General features: G+C 35.9%; 12 protein-coding genes. All 12 read right to left on the bottom strand.

The window, feature by feature from the left end:
* Positions 1–14: 14 nt before the first annotated feature.
* The 12 genes from galE to LDO73_RS17635 are packed head-to-tail and all read right to left on the bottom strand — an operon-like array spanning position 15 to position 12,226.
* Positions 15–1,040 carry a UDP-glucose 4-epimerase GalE gene (gene galE, locus LDO73_RS17690; protein ID WP_224059600.1) on the bottom strand — a complete coding sequence of 342 codons (1,026 nt, stop codon included), beginning with the start codon at positions 1,038–1,040 and terminating at the stop codon, positions 15–17.
* A gap of 25 nt (positions 1,041–1,065) precedes the next feature.
* Entirely contained in the window at positions 1,066–1,812 is a 747-nt protein-coding gene (locus LDO73_RS17685) for a glycosyltransferase family 2 protein (protein WP_224059599.1), read from the bottom strand.
* A gap of 1 nt (position 1,813) precedes the next feature.
* Positions 1,814–2,980: a nucleotide sugar dehydrogenase gene (locus LDO73_RS17680; protein ID WP_224059598.1), complete on the bottom strand. Its 1,167-nt coding sequence runs from the start codon at positions 2,978–2,980 to the stop codon at positions 1,814–1,816.
* A 14-nt stretch (positions 2,981–2,994) separates the two neighbouring features.
* Entirely contained in the window at positions 2,995–4,428 is a 1,434-nt protein-coding gene (locus tag LDO73_RS17675) for a phosphomannomutase (protein ID WP_224061220.1), read from the bottom strand.
* Positions 4,429–4,453: 25 nt separating this feature from the next.
* A complete protein-coding gene (locus tag LDO73_RS17670) occupies positions 4,454–5,860 on the bottom strand; it encodes a mannose-1-phosphate guanylyltransferase/mannose-6-phosphate isomerase (protein WP_224059597.1) in 1,407 nt (468 codons plus the stop codon).
* Between the two features lie 6 nt (positions 5,861–5,866).
* Positions 5,867–6,343: a GDP-mannose mannosyl hydrolase gene (locus LDO73_RS17665; RefSeq protein WP_224059596.1), complete on the bottom strand. Its 477-nt coding sequence runs from the start codon at positions 6,341–6,343 to the stop codon at positions 5,867–5,869.
* Positions 6,344–6,355: 12 nt separating this feature from the next.
* A complete protein-coding gene (gene fcl, locus LDO73_RS17660) occupies positions 6,356–7,318 on the bottom strand; it encodes a GDP-L-fucose synthase (RefSeq protein ID WP_224059595.1) in 963 nt (320 codons plus the stop codon).
* A gap of 10 nt (positions 7,319–7,328) precedes the next feature.
* Positions 7,329–8,435 (bottom strand): GDP-mannose 4,6-dehydratase, encoded by a 1,107-nt coding sequence (gene gmd / locus LDO73_RS17655; protein ID WP_224059594.1) that lies wholly within the window; start codon positions 8,433–8,435, stop codon positions 7,329–7,331.
* A 60-nt stretch (positions 8,436–8,495) separates the two neighbouring features.
* Complete coding sequence (locus LDO73_RS17650) at positions 8,496–9,539, bottom strand: glycosyltransferase (protein WP_224059593.1); 1,044 nt, start codon at positions 9,537–9,539, stop codon at positions 8,496–8,498.
* A gap of 2 nt (positions 9,540–9,541) precedes the next feature.
* Entirely contained in the window at positions 9,542–10,369 is an 828-nt protein-coding gene (locus LDO73_RS17645) for a DUF6492 family protein (RefSeq protein WP_224059592.1), read from the bottom strand.
* A complete protein-coding gene (locus LDO73_RS17640) occupies positions 10,369–11,073 on the bottom strand; it encodes a glycosyltransferase (protein WP_224059591.1) in 705 nt (234 codons plus the stop codon). Before LDO73_RS17640 ends, LDO73_RS17645 begins: the two co-directional genes overlap by 1 nt.
* Positions 11,074–11,077: 4 nt before the next feature.
* Positions 11,078–12,226: an O-antigen ligase family protein gene (locus LDO73_RS17635; RefSeq protein ID WP_224059590.1), complete on the bottom strand. Its 1,149-nt coding sequence runs from the start codon at positions 12,224–12,226 to the stop codon at positions 11,078–11,080.
* Positions 12,227–12,228: the final 2 nt, after the last annotated feature.

Below are 12,228 nucleotides of genomic sequence, written 5' to 3'. Positions count from 1 at the left end.
ATATCAAGAATGATTTAGCTTTGATAACCGTTAGGGTTCATAGATTGCCAGCGCCATACATCATTAGCCATATCCTGAATAGTATATTTAGCCTTCCAGCCAAGTTCGCGTTCTGCTTTTGCTGGTGTTGACCAATATTCAGCAATATCTCCTGCACGACGTTCGGCAATTTTATAAGGGATTGGTTTACCGACAGCTTTTTCAAAAGCAGCAATCACTTCCAGTACGCTAGTTCCTGTACCTGTACCCAGATTATAGATGTAAAGCCCTGAGTCTTTGTTCATGTGATTTAATGCAGCAATATGCCCATCAGCTAAATCCATCACATGGATATAATCGCGGACGCCAGTGCCGTCTTTGGTGGCATAATCCCCGCCAAATACAGCAAGTTCTTTACGACGACCAACTGCCACTTGTGCAATAAACGGGGTCAGGTTATTTGGGATCCCATTAGGGTCTTCACCCATCAAGCCGGAATTATGTGCACCAACTGGGTTGAAATAGCGCAGTAAGGAAATGGACCATTCGTTATCTGAGAAACTGAGGTCAGTTAAAATACGCTCAACCATATATTTGCTCGTGCCATATGGGCTATTAGTATTTCCGACAGAGGATTCTTCAGTTAACGGGGTATGTTCAGGCTCACCATACACAGTCGCAGAGGAGCTAAAGATTAAGCTTTTAACACCCGCCTGACGCATGCTTTGTACTAAAACTAAGGTGCCATTAACGTTAACATCATAGTATTCAATTGGTTTTTCAACAGATTCACCTACAGCTTTTAAACCCGCAAAGTGGATCACTGAGCTAATTGAGTGCTGAGCAAAAATGGTGTCCAAAATGGCTTTATCACGAACATCACCTTGATAAAATGTCGGTTTAGTTCCCGTGATGGTTTCAATGCGATTAAGCACTTCAAGGTTGGCATTATGAAGATTATCTAAAATAATCGGTTGAATACCTTGTTGGATCATTTGCACGCAGGTATGGCTACCGATATAGCCAAGACCGCCGGTGACTAAAATGCTAGGGTTGTTCATTATTTCACCTTATTTTTTCTTAATATTAAATTCTTTTTTTTAATGCGTGAAAAATATAACAACAAAGATAATAGAAACTTTGTATAAAGTTTAGCTTGAGCTCTTTTCTGTATATATTCCATTGCCAATTAATTGATTTTACCTTATTACTAGACAAGGATGTTTCGTGAATGCGATATTTAGCTAAAGGTTCTTGTATACAGTATGCTTTTTCGGCTTTTTTTAGTACAGATAACCACATTAAATAATCTTCTGACCCTACATTTTTTTGGTAAAATTTCCCTATTTTTTTTGCATGATATATTCCAGTTAAGTTACCAATAAAACAAGACCGCAGCATATCTTTATATGTTATTATTTCTGGGGCATATCGAGTGTTAACTAATCCATTTAAATTAAATGTAGAATAATTTGAACATATTACATCCCAGTCTTTATTTAATAATTCAATTTGCTTTTCTAGTTTATTTGATATCCATATATCATCGCTATCAATAAAAGCAATGTAATCACCTTTTGCAATAGATAAACCTTTATTTCTTGCTGAGGAGACACCTTCATTTTTTTCTAAATTTATTAATACTATCCGTGAGTCTTTATAAGAAGAAATTAAACTTACAGAATTATCAGTTGATGCATCATTTACAATAATTAGTTCAAAAAATTTATAACTTTGATCTAATACAGAATTAATCGACTCAACGATGAATCTCTCAGAGTTATAACATGGCATTATAATAGATACCAATTTGTTATTTTCTGTAGTTACCATATCAATCATTACCAAACAGGTCACGGGTAGAGACTTTATCCGCCACATCATCCAGTTCAGGTACCATACGGTTTGCCAGAATAATGTCGCTTTCTGCTTTGAACGTTTCTAAATCACGGATAACTTTCGAGCGGAAGAATTCATCTTCTTTCAGTACTGGCTCGTAAACTACCACTTCAATCCCTTTCGCTTTGATACGCTTCATCACACCCTGCACCGCAGAGGCACGGAAGTTATCGGAGCCTGCTTTCATCACTAAGCGATATACACCGACTTTACGTGGCGCTTTAGCGATAATCGCATCCGAGATAAAGTCTTTACGAGTACGGTTAGATTCGACAATCGCGTTAATCAAGTTATTTGGCACATCGTCGTAGTTCGCCAGTAACTGCTTGGTATCTTTAGGTAAGCAATAGCCGCCATAACCGAATGATGGGTTATTGTAGTGGCTGCCGATACGCGGGTCTAAAGAGACGCCTTCAATGATTTGACGCGCATTCAAGCCACGGCTTTCTGCATAAGTGTCTAATTCGTTGAAGTACGCCACACGCATCGCTAAGAAGGTGTTGGCGAACAGTTTAACCGCTTCGGCTTCAGTGCCGTCAGTGAACAGCACTGGCACATCTTTCTTAATCGCGCCTTCTAACAGCAAGTCAGCGAAAATTTGTGCGCGTTCAGAGCGCTCACCCACCACGATACGGGACGGATACAGGTTATCCCACAGCGCGCGACCTTCACGTAAGAATTCTGGGGAGAAAATCACGTTGGTGTAACCAAACTCTTCACGCAGACGCTCCGTAAAGCCCACAGGAATAGTGGATTTAACGATAATGGTCGCTTCCGGGTTCAGTTTGTTCACATCATGAATGACGGATTCCACAGAATTGGTGTTGAAGTAGTTAGTTTTTGGGTCGTAGTCTGTCGGGGTCGCCACAATCACGTATTGTGCGCCAGTATAGGCTTCGACTTTATCTTCTGTTGCACGGAAATTGAGTTGTTTTTCCGTTAGAAACTGTTCGATTTCAGTATCGATAATCGGAGATTGCTTATTGTTAAGCATCGCCACTTTTTCAGGAATGATATCGACCGCCACCACTTCGTGGTTTTGGGACAGTAACATGGCGTTAGACAGACCGACGTAGCCGGTACCTGCGATTGCTATTTTCATGTGGTAACCAATTTTTAGAAGTCAGAAAATGTTTGAATTTGGCGTAATGCTTGAATGACGGTAGATTGCGCTATTTCAGCGCTATTTGCTTCAGCATAGCATCTTAATTCTGGTGCATTACCTGAAGGTCTTAGATGGATAATATTACCGTTGGATAATGTCATCCTTAAGCCATCAATAGTGTTGATTTCTAGTATACGTGCATCGCTAAAGCCTAAATCGTTCAATAATTTATCAGGATTACTTGTGGCTTTTTCAATGATGCTTTTGCTTTTTTCTGTTGCAAAGTTTTGTATACGGTCACTAAAAGTGATGCGCTGTGGTAATAAATTAACCAAAGAGGCGATACCTACTTTCTTTGCTGCTGATAATAACATTAGGAATGGTAAGACAGCATCGCGGGTTGGTAGTGCTGCGAGTGGTTTATTATTAACTAGGACGTCTGACCCAAGCAGGAAGCCACCATTGGCTTCAAAGCCTGCGATTTTGGAATGGTCTTGAGCTAAATTAGTAAATTCTTCAATGACATAAGGTGAGCCAATTTTTGTTTGCTTTACACATTTAAACTGCTCTGCTTTTGAGATAATTGTATTGCAACTTACCGGAATCGCTAGTGCTTCAATACCCATTTCTAATGAACATAGTAAACCTAGTATATCACCTCGTAGCCATACACCATTTTCATCAGCCACTAGAGGTCGGTCACCATCTCCATCCGTTGAGAATATTGCATCAAAGCCGTGTAATTTAGACCAGTTCTGTGCTCTGATTTTGTCTTCTTCAGAAACAGCTTCAGTATCAATCGGAACAAATATGTCACTTCTTTCCAAAGAAATAACTTCGGCGCCTAGCTTCTTAAATAGAACCGGATAAATATCTCGACCAGCACTTGAGTGCTCATAAATACCAATACGTTTTCCTGTTAATAGTTTTTCATCAAAGATAGAGCAATATCGTTGAATGTATTGCTCTGTTGCGAGAGTGTTTACGGGTAATAACGGAGCTAAGATAGGAGAGAGTTCAAATTCTACATTACTGTTCAGAATTTCAAGTTCATCAGCCTTTGTTATTTCACCATCAGGTCGATAAAACTTTAAACCGTTTCTATCAAAAGGAATGTGGCTACCCGTTACCATAATGCAAGGAATATTACTTTGCATCGCAGTATAAGCAAGGGCTGGGGTAGGGATAACGCCATAGAAAAGCGGCTCAAAGCCGTGTTTCTGGATAGCGTCAATACAAGCTGCTGCAATAAATTCACTACTCGGGCGGTTATCTATCGCGATAGCGACTTGACGAAAATTAAATTTACTTTTGATGCTTGCTAGGAATGCGTGGGTGAAAGCTGCACAGGCTTCATGAGTAAACTGAGTCACTAAACCACGGGCACCACTGGTACCAAACTGAATACCTGATTTTTTTATTACATCATAACTATTCATAATCATATCATCGTTAAGAATGTCTAGGTGGTTAGTCATCTAACCCATATTCTTTAATGCGAACAATGTCATCTTCTTCGAGATAATTTCCAGAACGAACTTCAATTAAATGAAGGTCAATTTTTCCAGGATTTTCTATTCGATGAGGTGAACCTATAGGGATATAGGTTGATTCGTTCTCACTTAAAATATAGCTTTTATCACCGTTAGTAACCTTAGCTGTGCCTTGTACAACTACCCAGTGCTCAGCTCGGTGATAATGCATTTGTAGTGCGGTTTTTTCACCGGGTTTGACTTTCAAATGTTTAACGTGAAAGCGTTCCCCCTGTGCAATTTCGTCATGAGTTCCCCATGGGCGATATGCTTCACGGTGTTGCTCACATTCACTACGGCCTGCTTGTTTCAGTTGATTAACGATACTTTTGACATCTTGGACATTATCTTTGTTCGCAACAAGAACCGCATCTTTAGTTTCAATAATAACCAAGTTATCAACACCAACAGTAGAGACGAGTTTACTTTGCGAATAAACATAACTATTTCTAGTATTTTCTGTAAGAACGTCACCAATGATCACGTTAGACTGCTGATCTTTAGGAGAGACTTCCCAAAGTGAACTGAATGAACCAACATCACTCCATCCTGCATCCATTGGAACAACTAAGACATTGTCTGCTTTTTCCATAACGGCATAGTCAATGGAGTCTTCTGGACAGGCTTCAAAAATTTCGGCATTGATACGTGTAAAGTCTAAATCACTAAGCGAATTTTTAAGGGCTAGTTCACAGCTGGATAGAATTTCAGGGGCGTGTTTCTTTAACTCGTTAACATAGCAAGATGCTTTAAATAAAAACATTCCGCTATTCCAAAGATACTCATTGCTAGCAATATATTGTTCAGCAGTATTTAAATCAGGCTTTTCAACGAAACGTTCAACTTGGAAAGCGGATTCATTGACTAAATTACCTTTTTTAATATAGCCATAACCTGTTTCTGGAGCAGTCGGAACAATTCCAAAGGTAATTAAAGCGCCTTGTTCTGCGGAGGTGATTGCCTTTTCAATGCTCTTTGTGAAGGATGCATGGTCTTGAATAACATGATCTGCGGCTAAAACAAGCAGTAGAGGATCATCACCATTTTGCATGGATTTAATTGCCGCTAATGCAATCGCTGGCCCTGTGTTACGTCCAACGGGCTCTAAAATAATACCACTGTGTTTAAAATTCTCTTGTCTCAGTTGTTCTGCAACAATAAACCGGTGCTCTTCATTACAAATAAGTAATGGAGGCTGATGCTCTATATTTTTTAGGCGAGCAATAGTCTCTTGTAGCATCGTTTTTTTGCTCGTGAGGCTAATAAATTGTTTTGGATATAAGCTACGAGAAAGAGGCCATAAACGACTACCAGAGCCTCCGGCCATAATAACAGGCAATAACATTATAATTTACCGTGAATTGAAGTGATGACTAAGAAAGTAAGCCTTTGTATTATCATGAACTTCACTTGAAGCAAGCAGCTCATTGATATCCCACCACTTATAATTATTATGTTGTTCTAGTGGTAATGTATTGAGGTCAATATCTTGTTTAATTAAATAACCCAGTACGACATAGTGAGTTGAAAAATTGTCTTCAGAAAAATTATCAGCATATAAATGCTGATAATGCCCAATAAAGATAGATTCGTTTATATCGTAAGAAAAACCAAGTTCTGCATGCGTCAGGCGACAGAATGCATCATCAAACGTTTCATCTTTGCAAATACGTCCTCCAGGAACAAACCAATAACCTTGAGCCGGGCGGTTATTACGTAATCCTAGTAATGCTTGGTTGTTTGAATTGCAAACAATCAAGTCAATGGAAACGAGGGGCGTAGATGCAACGACCGTTTTAAACGTATTTAATTCTAATCGTTGCGTCATATTAACAACCTATTATTTACGGAAGTTATTTTGATTTTGCAAAAACCATTGGTAAGTTTTATCAAGACCATCTTCTAACTCAATAGAGTAGCTCCAGCCTAGATCCTTCAAGCGTGAAACATCCATGAGTTTACGTGGAGTTCCATCCGGTTTGCTGCTATCAAAGACTACTTTTCCGGCAAAACCAACAACTTTTGCCATAGTTTCTGCCATTTCACGAATAGTACAGTCGACGCCTGTACCTACGTTGATATGAGAAAGCATTGGCTGGGTATTGTCTTGATAAGTCTTGTTATCAAGCTCCATGACATAGACAGATGCTGCGGCCATATCATCAACGTGAAGGAATTCACGCATTGGGGTACCAGTCCCCCAAACAATGACTTGCTCATCATTATTGAGCTTTGCTTCGTGGAAACGACGCATTAATGCTGGAATAACGTGAGAGTTCTCTGGATGAAAATTATCATTTTCACCGTATAAATTTGTTGGCATAACACTGCGATAATCACGACCGTATTGGCGATTATAGGATTCACATAGTTTTATACCGGCAATTTTTGCAATAGCATAAGGCTCGTTAGTCGCTTCTAAAATGCCAGTTAGAAGAGCATTTTCTGACATTGGTTGAGATGCAAGCTTAGGATAAATACATGAAGAACCTAAAAATAATAGATGTTGAACATTATTTTTATGGGCAGCATTTATAATATTACATTCCATAATGAGATTTTGATAAATAAAATCTGCGGGATAAGTATTATTAGCGTGGATACCGCCTACTTTTGCAGCAGCTAAATAAACTTCATCAATTTTATTGTGAGCAAAAAAATTATCAACATCAGCTTGATTCGTCAGATCTAATTCATTACGTGATTTAGTAATTAATTCAATATCATTACGATTAGCAAGCTGCCTAGCTATTGCTGAGCCAACCATACCATTATGACCAGCAACAAAAACTCTTTTTTTCACGTAATAATCCTTAGTTTTCTAAAGAAATAGAGACATCAAAACCATTTGCCTTCAATAAGGCATGTTGTTTTGCTTTCTGTATATCTGAAGCAACCATTTCAGCACACATTTCTTCAACGGTGATCTCTGGTACCCATCCCAGTTTTTCTTTCGCTTTTGATGGATCGCCTAATAATGTTTCAACTTCGGCAGGTCTAAAGAATTTGGGGCTAACACGAACAATGATATCGCCGACATTAACATGTGGAGCTATTGACTTATCAACATTAGTCACAGTAGCTATTTCATTAATACCTTCGCCTGTGAATGAAAGTTCAATACCCGCTTCTTTTGCTGACATTCTCACAAATTCACGTACAGAAATTTGTTTACCCGTCGCGATAACAAAATCATCTGCTTGTTCTTGCTGTAACATCATCCACTGCATACGAACGTAATCTTTTGCATGACCCCAATCACGGAGTGCATCCATATTACCTAGATATAAGCATGACTCTAACCCTTGAGAAATATTCGCGATAGTACGGGTAATTTTGCGTGTTACAAAGGTTTCACCTCGGCGTGGTGACTCATGGTTAAAGAGTGTGCCATTACATGCATACATGCCATATGACTCACGGTAGTTCACTGTGATCCAGTAAGCGTACATCTTTGCTACGGCGTAAGGGGAGCGAGGATGGAATGGTGTCGTTTCACGCTGTGGAATTTCTTGCACTTCACCGTACAGCTCAGAAGTTGAAGCCTGATAAAAACGAGTTTTTTTCTCTAACCCATTTATACGAATAGCTTCAAGTAAACGTAATGTGCCAATTGCATCTACATCCGCCGTATATTCAGGGGATTCGAAAGAGACTGCAACATGAGACATAGCGCCTAGGTTATAAATTTCATCTGGTTCAATTTCTTTGACTAGGCGAATTAAGTTTGAAGTGTCAGTCAAATCACCATAGTGCAATTTAATGCTGTCGCTATTATTAACAACAGAGTCAATACGTTCAGTATTAAATAGGGAAGTTCTACGGATAAGTCCATGAACTTGATAGCCTTTCTCTAGAAGAAATTCAGCTAAATAAGAACCATCTTGACCAGTAATACCAGTAATTAATGCTTTTTTCATATGTTATACCAAAATCGTTTATATGGATGGGGCTACTGTACTTGTAAAGTATTATGTGAATTATAGGGAAATATACTTATCCCTGAATGTTGACCAGTTATTAAGCTTTGAATATTCTAAGGATGCAACACAGGATGCATCATATTCAGCATCTGTAATGTTATTCATTATATTATTTAAGTCATTAGCATCATTTATCGTGTAAACAAAACTATTTTTTGAGAACTCATTAAAAATTGCCAAGTTACTTGTTATGATGGGTTTCCCATAAGATGTTGCATCTTTTGCCGGGCCAGCCCCACCAGTATAATTTTTCGCATATGGAACAAGAAAAAAGTGGCAGTTTTGAACTAGGTTATGTAACTCAGGCTCAGTCAAAAATTTATTAATTATTTTAACATTCTTAGGGGGAATGTAAGAGTCAAATCTATTGTCCATTACCTTACCTGCGAAGATAATCTCTATAGATTCATCTAAGTTAGCTTTTTGTATTGACTCAATAAATTCATATAGGCCTTTATCTGCTCTAATTGCTCCAAATACAAGTAAACTTTTAGGGGATATATTGAATGATTTTACTAGTGAATTGGGCGATGAAACAGGCTGAGGTGCTGGATATTCAATTACATTGATGTTTAGATTTTCAGTTTTCAAAAAATCAATTAATTGAGTTTGATGAGCATGAGTATGGACTACAAACTTGCAATTAAATTTCTTATTTATAGTAGCTAATGCGGATTTAAGAGCAAAACGTTGGAATTTTGCCACTTTATTTTTAAAAGTAGACTTATAATCATTTTTTTCAATAGCATGTATTGTTATGATATATTGAATTTCTTTTTTAAATATTAATCCATTAAATAATAGGATTGATATTGGTTCGAAATCCAAGATAAAAATATTATTAATATTTTTTTTGTATTTTATTAATTTAAATAAATTTATTGTGAAGTAATAGAATCGAAAGTAACAATAAGAAATAAATCCAGAATATTTTTTATTTCTCTTCGATTTTATTAAAATATCATCGCTACCCAATAATGAATCAGCGTATTGTTTAAAGTGCCCTGTCCAGTAATAGTATGGCTGAAATATAATATTCATATTTATCTATTCCAGATAGAGAGGAAGTGTACTAATTTTGCTCTAATTTTTTTTAAAAAACCAACGTCAAATTTTTCAAAAGCAACGTAATCATAATGTTTAGATAATTTAGATATATCCTTATCTTTTGGATTAAATCCAACAAGAGCTGCACCATAACGAAACCAATTTCTCTTCAGAATAAGGTGTGGTTTATTAAGAGCTAAGATATAGTTAAAGTAAGTTTCATACTCACTAAATTGACTTTGTGTTTTACCACATAGACTATCAATGATTGTGTCTTGAAAAGAGTTAATGCCGCCTAATTTGTTAATGATCTCTTGCATTATGTCTTTATCAATGATCATGTGCTGAGCTATGAATGAATTTTTAGATAAATATGGTTGTGAGAAAAGGTTATTAAACGTGCTCTTATATTCAGGATGTAAAGGCTCTTTACCTTGGGTATAGATTGGGATACCTTCCTTGAAAAAATCTATACTTTTAGTTAGTACAGTATCTGCATCCCAAATTAAGTAGTATTGACTTTCACAGTAATAGGAGTAAGCCATCTTTAAGAACTGTTGGTAATACCAAAAATACCTTTTGGGAAAACCAGCAATGCTGTATTTTGACTGTTGCTCGTTATTAAATGGTTTTAATATGGTTTTTTCATCTATTATTTTTATTTCTTGTTGTCCACCTATTATTTCTTTTGCTTTTTCAATATCATTCGTAATTATGCTGATTTTTGATGGGTTTGAATTCTTTACTAAGTTATCACAGACAATATTTAATTTATATAAATCATCACCTGCAACGACTAAAACAACCTCAAACTGTTCTTCCATCAGAATAAACCTCTTATTTTATGATATGTATAGCGAAAAATATTGAAAGCAATTGAAATGTTTTTATCTCTAAAGTCAATTTTTATTGCCTCTAAATAAAACGTTACGCGGTTTTTTATATTCATAGATACACCACCATCCTCATACTTTGCTATAGTAAAAGGTAGTTTTTTTATTTTTATTTTCCTTTTTATTAAGCGTGAGAAGAAATCATAATCCATTCGTATTTTGAATTTTGTGGAATACATTAATTCATTACAATGCTTGTTTTTAACAAAAGCACCTTGGTGAGGAATGGTATCTGGGTATGTATATTGTGTCTTTCGGCCAACAAATTGATGGGTTTCACTATTGATAACGTCTCCATAATACAACTCACACTCATCTTTATCTATGTAAGATAGTACCTTGCTAATAGTGTTATTTTCGAATAATTCATCCCCAGCGTTTAGCATGAGAATATATTTTCCCGAGGCTAATCTTATTCCTTTATTAAAAGCATCACTTATTCCATGGTCAGGTTCAGATATGTAATTGATGCCATATTTAGATATGACTTCTAGAGAGTTATCAGTTGATGCCCCATCTATAATTATGTATTCAAAGTCACTATTTATAATAGCAGTTTGCTGGATAACGCTTTTTATTGTTTTTTCTAATCCGTGGGTATTATTATAATTTATAGTAATGATAGTTATTTTCATATATTTAACAAGTTTTGTTTTTAGGGGAAGGGATAAACATAAGACTCGAGATGAAGAATATGATTAGGATTCGATATTCCCCTTCTAGAACAACATCTTGCTGCATGATAATAAAAGTTATAAGAAAAACATAAAATCCAAAAAATGCTGAGTTATCTTTTCTTATTTTAAAATATCGAGCTAAAGACATAATGGTGAATAATATTAATAAAAACATCGGTATCCAGCCTGCAACTCTTGCAGTATCAAGGAATATATTATGAAACCACAATGTATTTTCGATAGAAAAATCAATGGTGAATCCTCCGAAAGGATAGTCAGGTAAAGTTGTAATTCCATAATAATAATGCTTAAATCTATTACTTTCTATTCCTTCATGTAGTCGTGATAATGTAAATTCAAGATGCTTACTAAGGTTTTCTGGTAGTAAGTATATAATTGCTAGGCTGGCTAATATAACTAAGAGTAAAAAATAGGCTATGTTTTTCACTCTTAAATTCTTAACTAGAAGAGCTGTTAGTGCTATTAATGAAAGAAAGAAAAAGGTTCTTCCAGAAAGATAAATTCCACATGCAAGAATTAAGATTGTAAAAAATATAGAAGTAAGTCTAATGATTTTTTTTGAGTTGAATACATAATAGAGAGCTAGTGAAAGAGAAAGTGCTAAACTATTACTAATAGAAGGAGAGTTCATTCTATTTCCAGTGAATGGATTTAATAAATTACCGTATCCATAATTTCCACCTTGAATATAATTATAGATAACAATGAAGAGTGATTGAGCTGCTAATCCTATTATATACATAGTTATCAATTGCTTCTTTTTAGCATCATTTACAGTAAATAAAATCATGCAAAGGAAAATAGAGTTCGCTAAAATAACTAGCATGGGATTTAATGGGTTAGATATATAAAATCTATCATGGCCAATAAAAAATGTAATCAAAATATATGTGCAAAATATTAATATACTAAATAGTATTTGATGGTTTATTTTCGTTTTGAGAAATATGTTTATATTTACTATAAATGTAAAGGAGGCTAATATTAAAAAGATAATTAAGCTATTAAAACCAGAGAAGAAAAACACTAAATAATAGAGGTATAGATATTTTGGATTTAAAGGTGGATTATCTTTGTATGTTTTTTCCATAT

The sequence above is a fragment of the Providencia alcalifaciens genome (genome assembly GCF_915403165.1).
Classification (GTDB): domain Bacteria; phylum Pseudomonadota; class Gammaproteobacteria; order Enterobacterales; family Enterobacteriaceae; genus Providencia; species Providencia alcalifaciens_C.
This window is presented reverse-complemented; position numbering and strand designations above follow the sequence as displayed.